Here is a 20,217-nt window from a genome sequence, read left to right as displayed (position 1 = left end):
AATGCCTGGCGCGCAAAGCAAAAGCCCCGTCAAAACGGGGCTTTACAAACGAACCATCTAATCATCTACTCAGCGTCTTCAACGGCTTTTTTGTTACGCCGTTTTTCAAGTACGCGAGGAGCTATAAAATCAGGCTGATCCGGCATGCTGTACCCGCTTCTGATAATCGCTTACCGCTTTATACAGATGAGAGCCAGCATTGGCCCAATGTTGGCCGATACGATCCTGAGCGGTACCTTTCGGCATGTGCTGCGAGTAATCACCTGTTGGCCAGATCTCCATGACACTACCAGCCGCAAGCACAGTGCGCGGAATCTTGTAGTGAGATTTCATGGTTTTGCTCCTAATTTCACTAACATACGGAATGTACGAAAGTGCTTCATACATCTCAGTAACCATTTCCAATTTACTGAAAAATGATGCTGTGATGTGTGCATTGATAATGTACAGATTAATGGAGCTTAAAAAGTTGCGCAAGTTCAGTGTCATCGCTGCAGTTCGGCTTCCCGTGCTTCGAGTACCTGTCGCTGCCGGGCCGCTTATTGGCGTCGCCACTCAAGTGCGCTTTCCAACACAGCGACTTCCTGCACAAAGCAAAGGGGCTGCCAGCGGGCAGCCCCTTTGCGTATTACGATGCGGCGTTTAGCGTCCGTCAGGCGTATCAACGTCGTCGTGGTCGGGCTTGATGTGATCCGAATCCGACGTCTGCTGTACATCCTGATGGGATGCCGGTTGCTGTTCCCCAGCGTCTTGGCGGGGAGTCTGCTTGCCGTCTGTTTCCTCGGCGGTGGAGTCGATAACCCGGACGTTTGCGGGCGGTGCGCTACCGTCCTTGTTTTCGCCGAAGTACAGCGTGGTATGCGGGAAGGGTATCTCGATACCGGCTTCATCGAAGCGTAGCTTGACGAAACGGTTATACGCGCGCCCAACCGCCCACTGGTCGCCAGGCGTGGTCTTGATGACCACACGGATATTGACCGAGCTGTCCGCCAGCGCGATGACACCAGCAACGGTCATATCTTCGAGCAGCTTGTGGCCATGCTCTTCGCTGGCCTTGAGGTCCTCGAACGCGACTTTCAGTTGCTCGATCGCATCGTCAATACTTTCGCGATAGGCAATGCCGTACTCGCCGACGTGGTTACCGAACTCGCGCATGTAGTTGGAGACCGTATCGACGCTGGAGAACGGCACGATATGGAAGGTGCCGCTAAGATCACGGATACCCACCGAGCGGATACTGAGTTTTTCCGCCGTGCCGGTAATGCCACCAACGGTGACCACATCGCCGGTATTCATGGCGTTTTCCACCTGGATGAAGACGCCGGTGATGACATCCTGAACCAGTTTTTGCGCACCGAAACCAATTGCCAGGCCAAGCACACCGGCACCGGCTATCAGCGGGCCGATATTGATGCCGATTTCCGATAGCACGATCATGCCGGTAATCGTCACCATGGCGATGGCCAGTGCGTTGCGGAACAGGCTGAGCAGCGTTTTCGCACGGGCGGTGGGCTCGCCCACACCGGTATCCGGGTTGAGCTTGTGCTCGATCAGGCTGGCAAGCCCCAGCCAGGCGCCAATGGCCACGATCAGGATAATCGCGACGCTGATTAGTTTGCTGACCAGGCCAGCCCCGGCTTCGGAGGCATACCAGGCGGCCAGATCAAAGGCGCCCCAGGCATCCAGCACCACCATGATCACCGCCACCACAATCACCGTGCGCAGAATACGCAGCGCATTGGGCACGTAGCTATTAAGGCGTTTTTCCAACATCGGCAGCTTGCGGCGCATATCAGGCGAGAGCTGAATACGGCGGCCAATGGTCTGCGTCAGGAACGACGACACCAAGAGTCCTACGACAACCGCTGCCAGGGTCTTGAGCGTCGCAAACAGCACAAACGGCAAGGCATCGCCTGGGCGAACCAGCGTCAGCACAAACACCATCAGGAAATAGAGCAGTGCGAAAAAGTGCCAGGTGCGCGCAAACAGCTGAAGCGATACACGGCTAGCCGCCAAGGAGGAGCGTGTCCCGATAGCATTGAGGTTGTCGCGCAGGCGCACGCGGTTTTTCAGCACCACCGCCACGGCATAGATAAACGCCAGCAGCATGATCAAGGTACCGACCGCCTGACCAATGGCCGCCGACACATAGAAGTTGACCAGCGGCACCACGACCATCAGGCCGTACCCCACCATGCCAATCAGGCGGGCCAACCAGCGGTTCCAGTAGGAGGCTTCCTGCGCTGAAATCGGCAGCAGCCGCAGCCCTTCATAGCGCGAGGAAAACAGCATCCGCACCGCAGCTTTCAGTAGCTCAATGATTAAAAAGGCGTTGAGAAACAGCGATGCCCGGGTGGAGAGGTCGCCAACTTCGCCGACCGCAAAGGTGGCGACAAGGTTACCGCCCACATAGGCAAGCGCCACCAGCAGTACATCGATCACGGCGGCAATCGCCACGCAAACGACCAGGCGCAGCACGGGCGTCAGCCCGGCCCCCTGCTGTGACCAGCCACTGATTTTAGTGAAAAGCGGCTTGGCGAAACGGCGGAAAATGAAAAACATGGCGAAAGTGGCGGCGATCACGATGCCCAGGTTGATGGCCGCGGACATGAAAATCGCCATGTCGAAGACGCTCTCACCTCCCCCGACAAAGAGGCTACGCACCAGCAGCGCTATTTGCTCGAGTTGACCGCCGACGTCGCCGACGACGTTGCTGGTCAATTGAGCCAGTTGGCGCGGCAGCGACACATCCTCGGGAGCGATATCACTGCCCTGCGCAGCGCCCCCGGGTTGCTCCGACGACTCGGCTACCTCTGACGCCTGGCTGCGTAGCAAGTCGATGAGTTCCTGGCGAGCCTGCTCGTCTTCGAGTAAGTTCGCCAGGGATTCATAGGTCTGCGGTTCAGTGGTCTCTGCCCCGTCGCTGCCACCTTCACTGGGTGTACTGCTTTGCGCAAACACGGGCGCAGCAAACAGCGTCATCAGCGCTAGCAGCCAGACGCTGAGCCAGGGTAATAAACGTAGTGGCGTCACACCGTAACCTCCCTTTGATGGTGAGTCGTTGCATCAACCTGACGGCTGAGCTGATTGTTGCGACTAATCATACATGCCAAGGAACATATAAGCATTGTATAGGATATTGAGCTTAACATGATTACCTGCACAAAGGCCCGAGCCAGGACGCTGCCAAACCGAGTATCAGCGCATAGCGGGCACCTTTGGCGACCAGTATCCATGCCAGCGCGCGCCACCAGGGCAAGCGTAATACGCCGGCCACGACGGTCAACGGATCGCCAATGATCGGCAGCCAGGACAGCAACAGGCTCGCTTCGCCAACGCGCTGGTACCATCGCTCTGCACGGGCCAGCTGCGCGGGGGAAGCCGGAAACCAGCGACGATCCTGAAAGCGCCGTGCGTATCGGCCCAAGGCCACATTGACCAGGCTGCCCAAGGTATTGCCAGCCGTGGCGACACACCATAATGCCAGGACCGAATGGCCCTGGCACCATTGTCGCGCGAGCCAGACCTCCGACCCGCCGGGCAGCAAGGTGGCACTGAGCAGCGCTACCCAAAAAAGACTCAGCATCAGGACGCGGGGAGTTGACCACCCAGCTGCAGCGTAATCTCATCCGCCACGCGGCGCACCAGCGCGCCCAGTTCCAGCAGCCGAACCTCAGGGATGCGCGCCACGGGACCAGACACCGAAATGGCTGCCAGGGGCATGCCATGCTCGTCATTGACGCATGCCGCCACGCAATGCAGGCCAATCGCATGCTCCTCACGGTCGCAGGCAAAGCCCTGGTCACGTATACGCTGCATCTCGTCGAGCAGGGTGTCGGGCTGGTAAAAGGTGTTTTCGGTCACCCGGGGCAGTTCGCCTTTAGCGAGCAGCTGGGCGCGTTCGTCCTCGGGCATCCAGGCCAGCAAGGCCTTGCCGACACCGGAGGCGTGCAAGGGTGCCCGCGAGCCTAGCCGGGTAATCATGCGCATCATCTGCGGCGACTCATGCTGGGCAAGAAACACCGCAGTATCAGCATCGCGGATGCCCAGGTTGGCGGTTTCGCCGGTCTCGGCTGTCAGGCGACGTAAGAACGGACGGCTGGTGGCGACCACATCCCGCGCTTCGAGAAAACTGTTGCCGATGCGGAACGTCTTGACATCAATACGCCACAGGCCCTGTTCATTCTCCTGAGTGACGAAGCCCTGACTCTGCAGCGCCTGAAGCAAACGGTGGGTCGTCGAGGGCGCGAGATCGGCCATTTCCGCCAGGGCGGAAAGCGCCAAGCCCTCGGGGCTGCTGGCCAGGTACTCCAGCAGATTTAACCCACGCACCAACGACTGGCTGTGCCCACCGCCTGCTTTGGCCGAATTGGCCGGGCGGCCAACGGTCCTGCGCTTTACGTCACTCACCTGGCTCTCTCCTGAAAAGCTCTCCTGAAGGCACCTCTACTTATAGGTAGGCGCAAAGAGCGTAAGGATAACGTGCCTGTGCGGCCGCTGTCGCGCTTACGGAAACGAATTCCATCACCACCAGTTCGCCGCTAAGCAACTAAATAGACGACGCTTTACGCATATCACGGCCCAATGGATGGGGTTCGCCACGGGCTTTGGCGAGGTCGATCTGGCGCTGACGCTCGCGCGCCGCCGCGCGGGTTTTCTCGGGCAGCGAGTCGATGCAGTGGGGGCAGCTGATACCGGGCTCATAAGCGGATGACTGCATATCTTCTGCGGAGATCGGCCGACGGCAGGCATGGCACTGTTCAAACTCGCCTTCGCTCAAGTCATGGCGGACGGTCACCCGGTTATCAAAAACGAAGCACTCGCCACGCCACAGCGACTGCTCCTCGGGGACTTTCTCCAGGTAATTCAGCACACCGCCCTTGAGGTGATAGACCTCGTCGAAACCTTCCTTGAGCATGAAGCTGGAGGCTTTTTCGCAGCGGATACCGCCGGTACAGAACATGGCGACTTTTTTATGCTTCGCCGGGTCGTAGTGCTCGCGCACATATTCAGGGAACTCACGGAAGGTCGTGGTCTTGGGATCGACGGCGCCTTCAAAGCTACCGATCTCCACTTCATAGTCGTTGCGCGTATCGATAACCAGCACTTCCGGATCGGCAATAATGTCGTTCCATTGCTCCGGCTCGACGTAAGTGCCCACGGTGTCGTTAGGGTCGACGTTCGGAACGCCCAGGGTGACGATCTCTTTTTTCAGTTTCACCTTGGTGCGGTAGAACGGCGGTTCGTCGCAAAACGATTCTTTATGGTCGATGTCGCTTAGCCGCGGGTCGGCGGTCAACCAGGCGAGAAGCGCATCGATGCCCTCGCGGGTACCGGCAACCGTGCCGTTGATGCCCTCTTTGGCAAGCAGCAGCGTGCCCTTCACGCCGTTGTTCAGCATGGTCTGGCGCAGCGGTTCACGCAGCGCTTCAAAGTCGTTCAGGGTGACAAACTTATATAACGCCGCGACCACAATACGCGGTGATGACGTAGTTGATGACGTAGGTACTGACATGACGAACTCCAGGTAGTCGCCCCCGTAAAAGGCGGACCAGGTGAATTAACGGGCGCATTTTAGCAAAAAGTCGGGCACAAGGCGCCCTCTCTGATACGTCGATTTATTCGATCTGATCGTTGAGAAACCTTCACCCCACACCCTCAGTCAGCAGGCGTATATTAATCATCATTCTCCCAACACTCTGGAGCTTATGATGAAGATCCGTCGTTCAAACGAGCGGGGCTACGCCGACCATGGCTGGCTACGTTCCTACCATACGTTCTCGTTTGCCAATTACATGGACCCTGACCACATGGGCTTTCGTGCCCTGCGGGTGATCAATGAAGATCGCGTATCCCCCGGCCACGGCTTCGGCGCTCACCCCCACCGGGATATGGAGATCATCTCCTATGTGCTCGAAGGCGAAATGGCCCATCAGGACAACATGGGCAACGGCGAAGTGATGCGCCCGGGGGACGTCCAGCGCATGTCAGCAGGCACCGGCGTGCTGCACAGCGAGTTCAACCACTCCAAGGAAAACGGCCTCCACTTCCTGCAAATCTGGATCGAAACGGCCAAACGCGGTATTGCGCCAAGCTACGAACAGAAAGCCTTTCCGCACGCCGAGCGGCAGGGCCAGTGGCGGCTGGTCGTATCACCTGACGGCCAGGATGGCTCGGTAAGCGTGAACCAGGACGTTAACCTGTATAGCGCCTTGTTTAATGAAGGCGAACAGGCAAATACACCGAGTACCCGTTATGCCTGGCTGCATGTGGTAAACGGTGAAATGGAGGTCAACGGCGAGACGCTGAGCGCAGGCGATGCCGCGGCCTTTCAACCGGACGAAACGTTCACGCTTACCGGCAAGAAGGCGGGGGAAGTGTTGCTGTTTGATTTGGCCTAAGTCACTGAACCAAGCACCATGCAAAACGGCCCCACTGGGGCCGTTTTGGTGTTAATGACCGCTGATGCGATTAACTATTCTGCGCCGAGTAAAGCACGCGAATCTTCAGCGTATGGTCGACCTGCTTCAACGCTTCCAGCGCCTGGGGGCCGTAGGCTTTGTCCACGTCGATGACCACGTAGCCAACCTTGTCGTTGGTTTGCAGGTACTGGCCCGAGATATTGATGCCGTTTTCGGACAATACGCGGTTGATCTGCGACAGGACGCCGGGCACGTTGTCGTGAATGTGCAGCAGACGGTGCTTGTCCGGGTGCGCGGGCAGCGCCACTTCGGGGAAGTTGACCGAGGTCACCGTGGTGCCGTTATCGGAATAGGTGATCAGTTTTTCCGACACCTCGATGCCGATATTTTCCTGGGCTTCCAGGGTCGAGCCGCCAATATGCGGCGTGAGGATGACGTTTTCCAGGCCGCGTAGCGGGCTTTCGAACTCCTCGGCGTTGCCCTTCGGCTCGACGGGGAACACATCGATCGCCGCCCCGTTCAGCCTGCCCGCCTTGATCGCTTGCGCCAGCGGCTCGATTTCCACCACGCTGCCCCGCGAGGCGTTGATCAGGATGGCACCGGGTTTCATAGCAGCGATTTCTTTTTCGCCTACCATCCAACGGGTGGACGCCAGGTCAGGCACGTGCAGGCTGACCACATCGGCACGTCCCAACAACTCTTCAAGGCTGGCCACCTGGTTGGCGTTGCCCATGCCCAGCTTGGTGATGACATCGTAATAAATGACGTTGAAGCCCAACGACTCGGCCAGCACGGAAAGCTGCGCGCCAATGCTGCCATACCCCACGATGCCCAGCGTTTTGCCGCGGGCTTCGTGGGAGTTTTTCGCCGATTTCAACCAGCCGCCCTGGTGGGCCCGGGCGTTTTTCTCCGGGATGCCGCGCAGCAGCATGATGGCTTCGGCGAGTACCAACTCAGCGACTGAGCGGGTGTTGGAATACGGCGCGTTGAATACCGCAATCCCGCGCTTGAGCGCCGCGTCGAGGTCGACCTGATTGGTGCCAATGCAGAAACAGCCAACGCCCACCAGCTTTTCTGCCGCTGCGAACACGCGCTCGTTCAGTTGAGTACGAGAACGAATACCGATGAAGTGAACGTCGCGGATCTTCTCGATCAGCGCCTCTTCATCCAGCGATGTGGGCAGATGCTCGATGTTTTCATAACCTGCGTTTTGAAAATTGTCCACCGCGCTTTGGTGGACGCCCTCGAGCAGCAGGATCTTTATCTTGCTCTTGTCCAGGGACGTTTTGGCCATGGCTGAATCAACCTCTATGATCGGCGGCGTGCGCCGTGTAACGGTTCACGGAAGGCCCGTATGGTAGCATATTCGCCTGTGCTCACGCTGGGCTGGCATGATGAAAAGTGTGCGTTGTCAAGATGAACGCGGCACAAGTCGTCTCTCTGGCAGCGCCTTGAGGGCAGACGTCACCCCCTGCCCTCGGTGTATACTGTTGGCCGACTCTCTGCAGACACACGCGCCGCCCGGTCAGGGCGTCAGGAAAACGGTAGGCATGGCCCAATGAGCGACACCACACCCCCACAAGACTTTGCCACCACGGTCGAGCAGCTCGAAACGATCGTGGAACGACTCGAATCTGGTGAACTCTCATTGGAGGATGCATTAACCGCCTTCGAGCGAGGCGTTCGACTTACCCGTGATGCCCAGCAACGCCTGGATAACGCCGAGTTGAAGGTTCGCGCCCTTAGCGAAGACAACGATGGTCGCCTGAACGTTACCCCTTTTGACGGCCCAGACGCGCCCACGGAAGACCCTGACGACAGCAACAAGGAGACGCCGCCATGGTAGCGCCCGCCGCCGCTGGGCTGGTTAGGTTACGTGACACAAGCAATACGCGCGTTGACGCCACCCTGGCCGCGCTATTCGATGCGCAACCGGCTACCGAGCCACGCCTGGAAGCCGCCATGCGCCATGGCTTGCTGGTGGGTGGCAAGCGGCTACGCCCGCTGCTGGTGTATCTGGCTGGCCGGGCGCTGGGGGCCAGCGACGACGCGCTCGACGCACCTGCCGCCGCCATCGAGCTGATCCATGCCTATTCGCTGATCCACGACGACCTGCCCGCCATGGACGACGACGACCTGCGCCGCGGCCAGCCAACGGTCCATAAGGCCTTCGATGAAGCCACCGCCATCCTGGCAGGCGATGCCCTTCAGGCACTGGCGTTTGAAGTGCTGGCCCGTACAGGGCACCCGCGGCTGGGCAGCCTGGTGGCCACCCTTGCCAGCGCCGCTGGCCGTCATGGCATGGTGGCTGGCCAGGCGTTGGATCTCGCCGCCGTCGGCAACCATCCCAATGTCGAAGCCCTGGAGCACATGCATGCCCACAAGACCGGCGCGCTGATCGTTGCCGCCGTCCAGTTGGGCGGGCTCACAGCCGTTGACGAGCAAGACACCCGGCTACAGGCGCTGATTCGCTACGCACGCGCCATTGGACTAGCCTTCCAGATTCATGACGATATCCTCGACGTGACTGGTGACACGGCCACGCTCGGCAAGATTTCAGGGGCCGATGCTGCTCGCGCCAAGCCCACTTACCCCGGTTTACTGGGGCTCGAAGGCGCACAGCAAAAAGCCCAGGCTCTAATTGACGAGGCTATCGCCGCCCTTGCTCCGCTGGGCGAACACGCCGCACCATTGGCCGATCTAGCCCGCTACATGATCGAGCGCGACCACTAAGCGATGTCCATGCCACTATCCAACACCACGTCTATGAAAACATGCCCATGAAGCTGTTCGACGAAATACCCCGCGAGCGCCCGGCAACGCCGCTGCTCGACTCCTTTGACCACCCCGCAGCCCTGCGGGCCATGAACGCCAAGCAGCTTGCCCAGTTGGCAGATGAGCTGCGCGCCTACCTGCTTTACAGCGTTGGCGTGTCCGGCGGCCACTTTGGCGCAGGCCTCGGGGTGGTAGAGCTGAGCGTGGCGCTACACCATGCGTTCGACACGCCCGACGACCGTCTGGTATGGGACGTAGGTCATCAGGCCTACCCGCACAAGATTCTCACCGGGCGGCGCGACGCCATGCTCAGCATTCGCCAGCATGGCGGTCTCGCGGCGTTTCCGCGCCGCACCGAGTCCGATTACGATACCTTCGGCGTCGGCCATTCCAGCACCTCGATTTCTGCCGCGCTGGGCATGGCGCTTGCCGCCCAGGCCCAGAACAAGCCACGCCGCGTCTGCGCGATTATCGGCGACGGCGCCCTGAGTGCCGGCATGGCGTTTGAAGCCCTTACCCATGCGGGGCACGTGGATGCCAACATGCTGGTCATCCTCAATGATAACGAGATGTCGATCTCCGAAAACGTCGGCGGCATGGCGACTTACCTGGCCCGCGTGCTTTCCAGCAAGCCCTATCTAAAGATGCGTGAAGAAGGCAAAAAGGTGCTCTCACACCTTCCCGGCGCGTTGGAGCTTGCCCGGCGCACTGAAGAGCACATGAAAGGCATGGTCAGCCCCGCCACGCTGTTTGAAGAGATGGGCTTCAACTACGTCGGCCCCATCGACGGTCATGACCTCGAGACACTCACCGAGACGCTGGAAACCCTGCGCGACCTCGACGGCCCGCAGTTTTTGCACATCAAAACCGTCAAGGGCAAAGGCTTTTTACCTGCCGAAGCCGACCAGATTGGCTACCATGCGATTACCAAGCTGGAAAAGCCCAGCGCGACCGCTCATCAAACGCCGACCGCCCCGCCAGAGGCCCCCAAAAGCGCCGCTAAAAAAGTGGCCAAGAAAAAATACTGCAACGTGTTCGGCGACTGGGTGTGCGACATGGCCGCCGCCGATGAGCGCCTGATGGGGATTACCCCGGCGATGCGCGAAGGCTCTGACCTGATACGTTTCTCCAAGGAGTATCCCGAGCGCTACTTTGATGTGGCGATTGCCGAACAACACGCCGTCACCCTCGCGGCAGGCATGGCCTGCGAAGGCATGAAGCCTGTGGTGGCCATTTACTCTACCTTTCTGCAGCGCGGCTACGACCAGCTGATCCATGACGTGGCGGTACAAAGTCTGGACGTCACCTTTGCCATCGACCGCGCAGGCCTGGTCGGCGAAGACGGGCCCACCCACCATGGCAGCATGGACTTGTCCTTTCTGCGCTGTGTACCCGGCATGGTGATTCTGGCGCCCGCGGATGAAGCCGAGTGTCGCGCCATGCTCAGTGCGGCTTACCATCACCCGGGCCCTGCCGCCGTGCGCTACCCGCGTGGCACCGGCCCGGGCGTGGCGATTCCCGAGCACCTGGAAGCGCTGCCCATTGGCCAGGCCGAAGTGCGCCGCAAGTCCTCAGGCAACGGCCCCAGCATTGCGTTACTCGCCTTTGGCAGCGTGAACAGTGCCGCCGCCGAGGTGGCTGAAACACTCGATGCCACACTCATCAATATGCGCTCCATCAAACCGCTGGACCGCGATGCCGTGCTACACGCCGCCGACGAACATGAATTGCTGGTCACGCTGGAAGAAAACGTCATCGCCGGTGGTGCCGGAAGCGCCGTCAATGAGCTCCTGCATGCCGAAGGCGTTCAAGTCGAAGTGCTCAACCTCGGCTTGCCGGACGCCTTTGTGGAACACGGCACCCCTGCCGAGCTGCTGCGTGACTGCGGCCTGGATGCCGACGGCATCGAACGCGCGATTCGTGCCCGACTGCCGTAATCTTTTTATTTATCAACGTTAGAGACTGCCATGTTATTTCTGATTGTTATCTTTGCGCTTATCGGCCTCGCTTTCGGCGGCCCCATTGGCCTGCTGGTGGGTGGCGGCCTGGGCTGGTGGCTGGGGCGACGTATCAAGCGGCGTCTGAATGTGGCGCGGATGCGCATCCAGGAAGGCTTTCTGGACTCGATCTTTTCGGTCATGGGTTGCCTGTGCCAAGCCGACGGTAAGGTAACCGACGGCGAACTGGACGTCGCCGAGAAACTCTTCGACCAGATGCGCCTGCAGGGTGAACAACGCACCCGGGCACGCGCCGCCTTTGAACGCGGCCGCGGCGACGACTTTGACCTGGACGCCGAGCTTGCCAGCGTCAACCGCCTCACCCGGCATCAGCCCGTCATGCGTCAGGTGTTTCTCCAGGTGCAGCTGTCGGCCATTGCCGCGGACGGCGTTCTGCATGACGCCGAACACGAGATGATTCTGCGCGTCGCCCGTGGCGTGGGCTGTAGCGAGACCGAGGTCCAGCAGATCGAAGCCATGTTGCACGGCGCCGCTGCCAATTCGCAGGGCGCCAGCGAAGAAGCCCTCAAGGACGCTTACCGGGTGCTGGGGGTTTCAGAGGACGCCAGCGATGCCGAGGTCAAGAAGGCCTACCGCCGCCTGATGAGCCAGAACCATCCGGACAAACTGGCCGGCAAAGGGTTGCCCGAAAGCATGCGCGAAGTGGCCCAGGCGCGCACCAGCGAGATCAGTAACGCCTATGAACGTATCCGCGAGGCAAGGGGCCAGTAACCTTGTCTATTCGCAATTGCCGGTTATCTCGGCTAATGTTGTACACACCACTTCAAAGCAAAGGCTTCATATCATGCGTGTACAAGTTTCTAGCATCACCGGGATCTGCCTGGCGGCAGCACTAAGCACACTATCAGCAAGCGCTTTTGCAAACGCCGATAGCGAAGGCGAACGACTTTCCGGCGAAGAAATTCGTGAGCTGGTATGGGGAAACCAGGTACAAGGCGAGATGGCTGGCGGTGAAGCTTACAGCGAAGTCTATCTTCCCGATGGCGAAATTGTGGGCGACGGCTATTCTGGAGAGGCCACCATTGTTGATGACACCATGTGCTTCGATTATGGCGGTGATGACATTGACTGCTATGGTGTCCGCCGCAACAATGAAGGCAAGATCGAATGGATCAAAGACGATGAAGTGGCCGGTTACGGCACAATCAGCGATGCCCCATGATTACACTTTATAGCTTTCCTAACTCTCGCTCCCTGAGAGCCACCTGGACGCTCGAGGAACTGGGCCTTGAGTACCGATGCCAGCACGTCGCGCTGGATCAGGGCGAAGGCCAGACCCCGGAGCACTTGGCCCGCCACCCCGACGGAAAAGTACCGGTACTCGACGACGGCGAGGTCATGCTGTTTGAGTCGCTGCCCATATGCCGCTATTTGGCCGAACAGCATGGCAATGGCCACTTGCTCCCCGACAACGCCATCCAACGGGCGCAGGTCGATCAATGGCTGAGCTTTATCGTCACCGAACTGGAGCAGCCACTGTGGAATCAGGCCAAGCACCAGTTTGCCTTGCCCACGGATAAACGCATTCCCGCCATTCTACCCACCTGTGCCTGGGAGTTTCAGCGTGCCATGAAAGCGCTGGAACGGCGTTATCAGGGCCAGGAAACATTGGTGGGGGATACCTTTACCCTGGCAGATCTGTTTCTGACTCACACGCTAAGCTGGGCCGCCAGTATGAAACATCGCCTGCCGGATCCGTTTATTGCCTACCGTGAACGCCACGCCAAGCGCCCGGCAATGGCTCGCGCCATCGCGCGTGAAAAAGCGGCGGCTGAAAGTTAAGCGTTGGTAGCGTGAGGCAGAACGGTGCTGAAAATAGCCGCGTAGTGGCAGGCGCTGCCCGCGATCACGAACAGATGCCAAATGGCATGGTTGAAGGGGATGGCATTCACGGCGTAAAAGATAACGCCCAGGGTGTAGACGACGCCTCCAGTGGCCAATAGTACAATACCCGTCGACGACAGACTCGCCGCCATTTCCTCTGAAGCCAGTACGATCATCCAGCCCATGAGCAGGTAAATCAGAACGCGCAGTACCGCCAGGCGCTGGGGCCAAAGCAGTTTGCAGGCAATTCCCACCAGCGCCAGCGACCAAACGGCGGTAAACAGTCCCCAGCCCGTAGGGCCGCGCATGTTGACAAGCAGAAAGGGCGTGTACGTACCGGCAATCAGCAGGTAGATCGCACAGTGATCAAGCAGTTGAAAGCGCTGCTTCCAGCGCCGATGGGGGATGCCGTGGTAAAGGGTCGAGGCGGTATACAGTAGAATCAGCGTCGTCCCATAGAGACTCAGGCTGACGATCTTCCAGGGGTCTACGTGGGCCGCCAGGCTCGCCAACACCAACAACACGACCATACCGATCAGACTGAGCACCGCCCCCAGCCCGTGGGAGATGCTATTCAGGCGCTCTTCGATAACGCTGAATTTACCCTCAGCCAAGGGTTTTTCATGCTGTTCATCACGAAAGGTAGCCATTCTGGGCGCTCCTGACCGACACATCACCCCTTGCGCTCAATATCCACGTCGCTTGCCTGGGTAAAATCATCCAGCACCATCATGTGCCCCAGCTTGCCCGCCTTGGTAGTGAGGTACTGCTCGTTGTGGGGGTTCAACCCTGTGGTAATGGACAAGCGCTCGACCACATTAACACCATCACGGGTCAGAGCATCGACCTTGCGCGGGTTGTTGGTCATCAACCGCAATGACGTAATGTCCAGATGATCAAGCATCGGCACGCATAGGTCATAGCGGCGCATATCGGCACCAAAGCCCAACTGCTCGTTCGCCTCGACGGTATCGGCTCCCTGGTCTTGCAGGTGATAGGCGCGAATTTTATTCAGAAGGCCGATGCCACGGCCTTCCTGACGCAAGTATAGCAGTACGCCACGACCTTCCTCGGCTATTCGCTTGAGCGCTTCCTGTAGCTGATAGCCGCAGTCACAGCGCATCGAAAACAAGGCGTCACCGGTCAGGCACTCCGAGTGAACACGCCCCAACACCGGTTCATCGCCGGTCACATCACCCAACGTCAAGGCAATGTGATCCTTGCCGGTGGCTTCGTCTTCGAAACCATGCATAGTGAACGTGGCCCAGGGCGTGGGCAGGCGTGAAGCGGCGATGAAGCGAATGGTCACAGGTTACCTCGCTGATTAACCAAACCAGTTAACCACACCAGTGTTGGCAAAATGGTCGTGTAGTTTAGCAGGAAGCGGCGGTCGGCTCACGATTAGCGTGACGGAAAAACGTCGAGAAAAATCGGCGTGGTGCGACAATTTTTGCCATGGGTCGCGCCGCCTTGCGGTCTATCTTCCAGTACAATAGCTCCTCTACAATGCGGGCAAACTTCTCAAGAGCAAGTGTCTATGAACCCCACACCTTTGCAAAACGATCGTTTTCTTCGCGCGCTGGCGCGCAAGCCCGTTGACCGCACGCCGGTGTGGATGATGCGCCAGGCAGGCCGCTACCTTCCGGAATACCGCGCTAAACGCGCCGATGCAGGTAGTTTCATGGACCTGTGCCAGAACCATGACCTGGCCTGCGAGGTAACGCTGCAGCCCCTTGAGCGTTTCCCGCTGGATGCCGCCATCCTGTTTTCGGATATCCTGACAATCCCCGACGCCATGGGTCTGGGACTGTATTTCGAAACCGGTGAAGGCCCCAAATTCAAAAAGACTGTGCGTACCGCTGAGGAAGTCGCCGCGCTCCGCGTCCCCGATGCCGAGCGCGACCTGGATTATGTGATGCGTGCGGTGTCCACGATTCGCCGTGAACTGAACGGCCGCATGCCGTTGATCGGCTTCTCCGGCAGCCCCTGGACGCTGGCCACCTACATGGTCGAAGGCAGTTCGAGCAAGGATTTCCGCCATCTGAAAACCATGCTCTACGACACGCCGGATACCATGCACCAGCTGCTGGACACCCTGGCCCATGCGGTGACCGACTACCTCAACGCGCAAATCCGTGCGGGCGCCCAGGCGGTTCAGATCTTCGATACCTGGGGCGGCGCGCTGACCACCCCGGCGTACCTCGAGTTTTCGCTGCGCTACATGGAGCAGATTGTCGCCGGCTTGATCCGCGAGCACGACGGGCGCCGGGTGCCGGTGATTCTGTTTACCAAGAATGGCGGCCAGTGGCTGGAACACATCGCTTGTGCCGGGTCCGATGCCGTGGGCATCGACTGGTCCACCGAGCTTTCCGATGCCCGCGCCCGGGTCGGCCACAAGGTCGCGCTGCAGGGTAATCTGGACCCCAACGTGCTGTTTGCGCGGCCTTCCGCGATCCGCGCCGAAGTCGCCCGCGTGCTGGAAAGCTACGGTCATGGCCCCGGGCATATCTTTAACCTGGGCCACGGCATCAGCCAGTTCACCAACCCCGACCATGTCACCGCCTTCATGGAAGCGCTGCACGACCTTAGCCCGCAATATCATCAGAGCATCGCGACGCAATCGGACGATGCGCACCCGGGAGCCTCACAATGAGCGAATTACGTGACGACCAGTGGTTTACCGAAGTCTTTGATAGCCACGGCAGTGCTTTCTCGCTGAAAGTCACTGAGAAACTGCTGGATGTGCAAAGCCCCTATCAGCACCTGGAGGTCTACGCCACCGAGACCTACGGCAACCTGCTGGTGCTGGACGGCTGCGTGATGCTCACCGACCGCGATAACTTCCTCTATCACGAGATGATTGCCCATCCGGCCTTGTTCACCCATCAGGATCCCAAGCGGGTGGTGATCATTGGGGGCGGCGACTGCGGTACGCTCAAGGAAGTATTGCGCCACCCTGGGGTCGAGCACGTTACCCAGATCGATATCGACGAAGAAGTCACCAAAGCCTCCGAGCGTTTCTTTCCAACGCTGGTGGAATCGAATAACGACCCCCGCGCCGAGCTGCTGTTTGCCGATGGGGTCAAGTGGGTGGATGATACCCCCGACGAGAGCATCGATGTGCTGATCATCGACTCGACTGACCCGGTGGGGCCTGCCGAGGGCCTGTTTAAAACCGATTTCTTGCAGCGCTGCCATCGCATCCTTAAAGACGGCGGCGTCATGGTGCAGCAGAGTGAATCACCGCTTTACCACAGCGGCACCATCATCCGTGAATTGCGCAACGACATGCGGGAAGCGGGGTTTGACAGCGTCGCCACGCTGCCCTTCCCGCAGCCGGTGTATCCGTCCGGCTGGTGGAGCGTGACGCTGGCGGGCAAGAACGTCGACGTCAACGCCTTTCGCGAGCAGGCAGTTGCCAACCACGACCTGCCGCTCGAGTACTATACGCTGGAAGCCCATCGCGGCGCACTGGCGTTACCGCCATTTATGCGCAGGGCCTTCGACGCCGAATAATACCGCCCGAGATCGCTTTGCATCACTGCCCACCCCTCGTCGCCCCATAAAGGTGCATGAAGGGTGGGCATTTTTATTTTTTTGCACCTAGACGTTCGTATCAAACGTTCGATTTAGCGTTGAAAAGCGCTGAATCAACGGCTGTACCCCTTTTGGCATCTTCCTTGCTAGGTTAAGTGACATGCTACGGCATGCATAAAGATTTCAAACAATTCGAGGGAACCTAAATGTTGAAGAAAAAACACTTGGCGCTGCTGGTATCTGCTGGTTCGATTACCCTTGCGGGAATGACAACCGCTCAGGCTGACACGCTGGAAGATACCCGGGATAACGGCGCCGTTCGTTGTGGCGTGAGTGACGGCCTACCCGGCTTTTCTGCTCCTGACGACGATGGCAACTGGCAAGGCCTTGACGTCGACGTCTGCCGTGCCGTCGCCGCCGCCGTCCTCGGTGATGCCGACGCGGTCGACTACATTTCTCTCAACGCCGTAGAGCGCTTCACGGCGCTGCAGTCCGGCGAAGTGGATGTACTGTCACGCAACACCACCTGGACCACGACGCGGGATACAACGCTGGGTCTCAACTTCACCGGCGTGACCTTCTACGATGGTCAGGGCTTCATGGTCGCTCGCGACCTGGGTATTTCCAGCGTTGACGAACTCAACGGTGCCTCGATTTGTATTCAGTCCGGTACGACCACCGAACTGAACCTGGCCGATTATTTCCGCGCCAACGATATGGAATTCAACCCCATCGTGTTCGATACCTCCGAACAGACGGTAGGTGGTTACCAGGCGGGTCGTTGCGACGTGCTGACCTCCGATACCTCTCAGCTGGCCGCCCTGCGTATCCAGCTTGAGAACCCGGAAGACTCCGTCATTCTTTCGGATGTCATTTCCAAAGAGCCCCTGGGCCCGGTCGTTCGCCAAGGCGATGACACCTGGTTCAACATCGTCAAATGGTCGCTGTTTGCCATGCTGAATGCCGAGGAATACGGCATCTCTAGTGAAAACGTCGATGAGATGCTCGAATCCGAAGATCCCAACATCGCACGTCTGCTTGGCCAGGACGGCAACTACGGCGAAGAAATGGGCTTGGAAGCCGATTGGGCTTATAACATCATCAGCCAGGTCGGTAACTACGCTGAAAGCTTTGACCGTAACGTGGGCATGGATTCGCCGCTTGAGATTGAACGCGGCGTTAACGCCCTGTGGACTGACGGTGGCGTGCAGTACGCGCCGCCGATCCGCTAAGCGTCTCGCTTGACCCCTGGCCCGCCATTCCCTATTTCCAGGGTATAGGCGGGCCATTTGATTGACCTTCCGTATCGCGGAGACGCCACCCATGTCCGTAAGACCCAACGCTCGCCCCGTCGGCCAAAAGCCGCCGTTCTGGCGAGACCGCGCAAAGCGCGCGCTTATTTTCCAGATCATTCTAATCGCCGCCGTTGTGGCGTTTCTGATTTATATTATCGGCAATACCCAAGCCAACCTGGATGCCCGCGGTATCACCACCGGCTTTGGCTTTTTGAGCAATACAGCCGGCTTCGGTATTGGTCAGACCTTGATCGAGTTCTCCTCGCAAAGCAGCTACGGCCGCACCTTCATCATAGGCCTGCTCAACACACTGCTGGTCGGTGGATTGGGGGTACTGGCTGCCTCGATTATCGGTTTTATTGTCGGCATTGCGCGGCTGTCGCCCAATTGGCTGATCGCTAAGCTGGCCAACGCCTACATCGAAACGTTTCGTAACATCCCGCTGTTACTGCAGATTTTCTTCTGGTACTTCGCGGTACTGCGGGCTCTGCCCAGCGCTCGGGAAAGCATGGCGTTTGGCGAGGCGATTTTTCTGAACGTGCGAGGGCTGTATCTGCCCGAGCCGCTGTTTGAATCCGGCTTTGGCTTGATTCCCGCCACCTTCGTCGTCGCCATTGTTGCCAGCATCGCGCTGGTGGTGTGGAATAAACGCCGCCACGAGGCAACTGGCAAGCGCCTGCCGGTTTTCTGGATATCGCTGGTGCTTATTTTCGGCCTTCCATTGCTGATACTGGTTGTCACCGGTGTCCCGGTGACCTGGGAAATGCCCGAACTGCGCGGCTTCAATTTCGCGGGGGGCATCACCATCATCCCGGAATTCCTGGCATTGTGGCTGGCACTATCCATCTATACCGCCTCCTTCATTGCCGAAATTGTGCGCTCGGGTATTCAGGCGATTCCCCATGGCCAAACGGAAGCCGCTCAGGCACTCAGCTTGCCGCGCAAACTCGTCCTGCGTCTGGTGATCATTCCCCAAGCCCTGCGGGTCATTATTCCGCCGCTCACCAGCCAATACCTCAACCTGATCAAGAACTCCTCACTGGCCACCGCCATCGGTTACCCCGATCTGGTCTCGGTGTTTGCTGGCACCACGCTCAACCAGACTGGTCAGGCTATCGAAGTGATTGCCATGACCATGGCGGTTTATCTGATCATCAGCTTGCTGGTGTCCATGTTCATGAACTGGTTCAACGCTCGCGTTGCGCTTGTCGAACGCTAGGCCGGAGGCGACTTTATGATTCACAACAAAGAAGTGATACCCGAGCAGCCGGCCCCCAAAGGCACCATTGGCCCCATTGCCTGGCTACGCGGCAACCTGTTCAACGGCCCGATCAACAGCCTGTTCACGCTGTTGGGCCTTTATGTTCTCTACCTGCTGGTGGTGCCGACGATTCAATGGGCCTTTATCGATGCCGATTGGGTGGGCGATAGCCGCGAAGACTGCTCCCGGGTAGGTGCCTGCTGGGTGTTCGTCAACGCACGCTTTTCCCAGTTCATTTATGGCCTCTATCCCAGCGAGGAGTACTGGCGCGCCAACATCGTGTTTGCCATGTTCGCCAGCATTATCGCCTGGCTGGTGATCCCCAGGCTGCCGCTCAAGCGCTGGGTGGTCGTGTTTGCCTTGCTGGCTTTCCCGGTCATCGCCTATGTGCTGCTGCACGGCGGCTATTTCGATATGCCGCGCGTTTCCACCCACCGCTGGGGCGGCTTGATGCTGACGCTGCTGCTCGCCAGTGTGGGGATGATTGGCGCGCTGCCCATCGGCATCGTGCTCGCCCTTGGGCGACGCTCCCAAATGCCCATTGTCAGAACGTTCTGTGTCATTTTCATCGAGTTCTGGCGCGGCGTTCCGCTCATCACTATCCTGTTCATGGCATCAGTGATGCTGCCATTGTTTTTGCCCACAGAGCTGAGTGTCGATCGCCTGATCCGCGCACTGATCGGCCTGACCCTGTTCCAGAGCGCCTATATGGCGGAGGTGATCCGCGGGGGGCTCCAGGCCATCCCCAAAGGCCAGGATGAAGCAGCGGCCGCACTGGGGATGACCTACTGGAAACGCATGGGGCTAATCATCATGCCGCAGGCGCTGAAGATGATGATTCCCGGTATCGTCAACACCTTCATCTCGCTGTTCAAGGACACCACCCTGGTGATGATCATCGGGCTGTTTGATCTGTTGGGTATTGTGCAAGCGGCGCTTTCCGACTCGCGTTGGCTGGGTTTCTCGCTAGAAGGCTATGTGTTTGCCGCGTTCGTATTCTGGATCTTCTGTTTCAGCATGTCGCGCTACAGCCAGTACCTGGAACGCAAGCTAAATACCGGTCATAAGCAGTAATGTCGCTTTTA

At 58.9% G+C, this 20,217-nt stretch carries 20 protein-coding genes; 12 read left to right on the top strand and 8 right to left on the bottom strand.

What is annotated here, in order from left to right; all coding sequences use genetic code 11:
- Positions 1-129 precede the first annotated feature (129 nt).
- From ADS46_RS18770 to ADS46_RS13250, 5 genes are all read right to left on the bottom strand, one after another.
- Positions 130-489 carry a hypothetical protein gene (locus ADS46_RS18770; protein WP_156524520.1) on the bottom strand — a complete coding sequence of 120 codons (360 nt, stop codon included), beginning with the start codon at positions 487-489 and terminating at the stop codon, positions 130-132.
- 153 nt (positions 490-642) lie between these two features.
- A complete protein-coding gene (ybiO, locus tag ADS46_RS13265; protein ID WP_066320850.1) occupies positions 643-3,033 on the bottom strand; it encodes a mechanosensitive channel protein in 2,391 nt (796 codons plus the stop codon).
- A gap of 121 nt (positions 3,034-3,154) precedes the next feature.
- The gene (locus tag ADS46_RS13260; RefSeq protein ID WP_066320849.1) at positions 3,155-3,586 is read right to left on the bottom strand and encodes a YqaA family protein; all 432 of its coding nucleotides are present in this window, start codon (positions 3,584-3,586) and stop codon (positions 3,155-3,157) included.
- Positions 3,586-4,410, bottom strand: a complete 825-nt coding sequence (locus ADS46_RS13255) for an IclR family transcriptional regulator (RefSeq protein WP_066320848.1) — start codon at positions 4,408-4,410, stop codon at positions 3,586-3,588. Before ADS46_RS13255 ends, ADS46_RS13260 begins: the two co-directional genes overlap by 1 nt.
- A 139-nt stretch (positions 4,411-4,549) precedes the next feature.
- Entirely contained in the window at positions 4,550-5,515 is a 966-nt protein-coding gene (locus tag ADS46_RS13250) for a rhodanese-related sulfurtransferase (RefSeq protein ID WP_066320843.1), read from the bottom strand.
- A 196-nt stretch (positions 5,516-5,711) separates the two neighbouring features.
- Here ADS46_RS13250 and ADS46_RS13245 point away from each other — a divergent pair, with 196 nt between their 5' ends.
- Positions 5,712-6,401 carry a pirin family protein gene (locus tag ADS46_RS13245; RefSeq protein ID WP_066320842.1) on the top strand — a complete coding sequence of 230 codons (690 nt, stop codon included), beginning with the start codon at positions 5,712-5,714 and terminating at the stop codon, positions 6,399-6,401.
- Between the two features lie 70 nt (positions 6,402-6,471).
- On the opposite strand, the gene serA is transcribed toward ADS46_RS13245, so the two are convergent.
- Positions 6,472-7,716 (bottom strand): phosphoglycerate dehydrogenase, encoded by a 1,245-nt coding sequence (gene serA / locus ADS46_RS13240; protein WP_066320841.1) that lies wholly within the window; start codon positions 7,714-7,716, stop codon positions 6,472-6,474.
- Positions 7,717-7,980: 264 nt separating this feature from the next.
- On the opposite strand from serA, the gene ADS46_RS13235 reads away from it, so the two are divergent.
- The 6 genes from ADS46_RS13235 (at position 7,981) to ADS46_RS13210 (ending at position 12,997) form a co-directional block, all read left to right on the top strand.
- Positions 7,981-8,268 (top strand): exodeoxyribonuclease VII small subunit, encoded by a 288-nt coding sequence (locus ADS46_RS13235; RefSeq protein WP_066320840.1) that lies wholly within the window; start codon positions 7,981-7,983, stop codon positions 8,266-8,268.
- A complete protein-coding gene (gene ispA, locus ADS46_RS13230) occupies positions 8,262-9,155 on the top strand; it encodes a (2E,6E)-farnesyl diphosphate synthase (protein WP_066320839.1) in 894 nt (297 codons plus the stop codon). The genes ADS46_RS13235 and ispA overlap by 7 nt, the downstream gene beginning before the upstream one ends.
- A 41-nt stretch (positions 9,156-9,196) precedes the next feature.
- Positions 9,197-11,134 (top strand): 1-deoxy-D-xylulose-5-phosphate synthase, encoded by a 1,938-nt coding sequence (gene dxs / locus ADS46_RS13225; RefSeq protein WP_066320838.1) that lies wholly within the window; start codon positions 9,197-9,199, stop codon positions 11,132-11,134.
- A 30-nt stretch (positions 11,135-11,164) separates the two neighbouring features.
- A complete protein-coding gene (djlA, locus tag ADS46_RS13220) occupies positions 11,165-11,926 on the top strand; it encodes a co-chaperone DjlA (RefSeq protein ID WP_066320836.1) in 762 nt (253 codons plus the stop codon).
- A gap of 73 nt (positions 11,927-11,999) precedes the next feature.
- Positions 12,000-12,377 (top strand): hypothetical protein, encoded by a 378-nt coding sequence (locus tag ADS46_RS13215; protein WP_066320835.1) that lies wholly within the window; start codon positions 12,000-12,002, stop codon positions 12,375-12,377.
- Positions 12,374-12,997, top strand: coding sequence for a glutathione S-transferase family protein (locus tag ADS46_RS13210; protein WP_066320834.1), 624 nt, complete (start codon positions 12,374-12,376; stop codon positions 12,995-12,997). The genes ADS46_RS13215 and ADS46_RS13210 overlap by 4 nt, the downstream gene beginning before the upstream one ends.
- Here the strand turns inward: ADS46_RS13210 and trhA are convergent.
- Together trhA and ribA are read right to left on the bottom strand one after the other, a co-directional pair.
- A complete protein-coding gene (trhA, locus tag ADS46_RS13205) occupies positions 12,994-13,689 on the bottom strand; it encodes a PAQR family membrane homeostasis protein TrhA (RefSeq protein WP_066320832.1) in 696 nt (231 codons plus the stop codon). The genes ADS46_RS13210 and trhA overlap by 4 nt on opposite strands.
- Before the next feature lie 23 nt (positions 13,690-13,712).
- Positions 13,713-14,348 carry a GTP cyclohydrolase II gene (gene ribA, locus ADS46_RS13200; RefSeq protein WP_066320830.1) on the bottom strand — a complete coding sequence of 212 codons (636 nt, stop codon included), beginning with the start codon at positions 14,346-14,348 and terminating at the stop codon, positions 13,713-13,715.
- A gap of 228 nt (positions 14,349-14,576) precedes the next feature.
- Here ribA and hemE point away from each other — a divergent pair, with 228 nt between their 5' ends.
- The 5 genes from hemE to ADS46_RS13175 all read left to right on the top strand — a co-directional run bounded on the left by hemE (position 14,577) and on the right by ADS46_RS13175 (position 20,206).
- Entirely contained in the window at positions 14,577-15,692 is a 1,116-nt protein-coding gene (hemE, locus tag ADS46_RS13195) for a uroporphyrinogen decarboxylase (RefSeq protein ID WP_066320829.1), read from the top strand.
- Positions 15,689-16,555: a polyamine aminopropyltransferase gene (speE, locus tag ADS46_RS13190; protein ID WP_066320827.1), complete on the top strand. Its 867-nt coding sequence runs from the start codon at positions 15,689-15,691 to the stop codon at positions 16,553-16,555. The genes hemE and speE overlap by 4 nt, the downstream gene beginning before the upstream one ends.
- A gap of 227 nt (positions 16,556-16,782) precedes the next feature.
- Positions 16,783-17,808, top strand: a complete 1,026-nt coding sequence (locus ADS46_RS13185) for an amino acid ABC transporter substrate-binding protein (RefSeq protein WP_066320825.1) — start codon at positions 16,783-16,785, stop codon at positions 17,806-17,808.
- Positions 17,809-17,899: 91 nt separating this feature from the next.
- Positions 17,900-19,090, top strand: a complete 1,191-nt coding sequence (locus ADS46_RS13180) for an amino acid ABC transporter permease (RefSeq protein ID WP_066320823.1) — start codon at positions 17,900-17,902, stop codon at positions 19,088-19,090.
- 15 nt (positions 19,091-19,105) lie between these two features.
- Positions 19,106-20,206 (top strand): amino acid ABC transporter permease, encoded by a 1,101-nt coding sequence (locus ADS46_RS13175; protein ID WP_066320822.1) that lies wholly within the window; start codon positions 19,106-19,108, stop codon positions 20,204-20,206.
- Positions 20,207-20,217 lie beyond the last annotated feature (11 nt).

The organism is Halomonas sp. G11 (assembly GCF_001663515.1).
GTDB lineage: Bacteria > Pseudomonadota > Gammaproteobacteria > Pseudomonadales > Halomonadaceae > Vreelandella.
This window is presented reverse-complemented; position numbering and strand designations above follow the sequence as displayed.

Coding starts and splice junctions, on each gene's coding strand:
- ADS46_RS13245 (WP_066320842.1), top strand. CDS start 5,712: ATGAAGATCCGTCGTTCAAACGAGCGGGGCTACGCCGACCATGGCTGG.
- ADS46_RS13235 (WP_066320840.1), top strand. CDS start 7,981: ATGAGCGACACCACACCCCCACAAGACTTTGCCACCACGGTCGAGCAG.
- ispA (WP_066320839.1), top strand. CDS start 8,262: ATGGTAGCGCCCGCCGCCGCTGGGCTGGTTAGGTTACGTGACACAAGC.
- ADS46_RS13210 (WP_066320834.1), top strand. CDS start 12,374: ATGATTACACTTTATAGCTTTCCTAACTCTCGCTCCCTGAGAGCCACC.
- ADS46_RS13215 (WP_066320835.1), top strand. CDS start 12,000: ATGCGTGTACAAGTTTCTAGCATCACCGGGATCTGCCTGGCGGCAGCA.
- trhA (WP_066320832.1), bottom strand. CDS start 13,689: ATGGCTACCTTTCGTGATGAACAGCATGAAAAACCCTTGGCTGAGGGT.
- djlA (WP_066320836.1), top strand. CDS start 11,165: ATGTTATTTCTGATTGTTATCTTTGCGCTTATCGGCCTCGCTTTCGGC.
- ADS46_RS13180 (WP_066320823.1), top strand. CDS start 17,900: ATGTCCGTAAGACCCAACGCTCGCCCCGTCGGCCAAAAGCCGCCGTTC.
- ADS46_RS13175 (WP_066320822.1), top strand. CDS start 19,106: ATGATTCACAACAAAGAAGTGATACCCGAGCAGCCGGCCCCCAAAGGC.
- ADS46_RS18770 (WP_156524520.1), bottom strand. CDS start 489: ATGACACTGAACTTGCGCAACTTTTTAAGCTCCATTAATCTGTACATT.
- ADS46_RS13250 (WP_066320843.1), bottom strand. CDS start 5,515: ATGTCAGTACCTACGTCATCAACTACGTCATCACCGCGTATTGTGGTC.
- hemE (WP_066320829.1), top strand. CDS start 14,577: ATGAACCCCACACCTTTGCAAAACGATCGTTTTCTTCGCGCGCTGGCG.
- dxs (WP_066320838.1), top strand. CDS start 9,197: ATGCCCATGAAGCTGTTCGACGAAATACCCCGCGAGCGCCCGGCAACG.
- serA (WP_066320841.1), bottom strand. CDS start 7,716: ATGGCCAAAACGTCCCTGGACAAGAGCAAGATAAAGATCCTGCTGCTC.
- ADS46_RS13185 (WP_066320825.1), top strand. CDS start 16,783: ATGTTGAAGAAAAAACACTTGGCGCTGCTGGTATCTGCTGGTTCGATT.
- ADS46_RS13260 (WP_066320849.1), bottom strand. CDS start 3,586: ATGCTGAGTCTTTTTTGGGTAGCGCTGCTCAGTGCCACCTTGCTGCCC.
- speE (WP_066320827.1), top strand. CDS start 15,689: ATGAGCGAATTACGTGACGACCAGTGGTTTACCGAAGTCTTTGATAGC.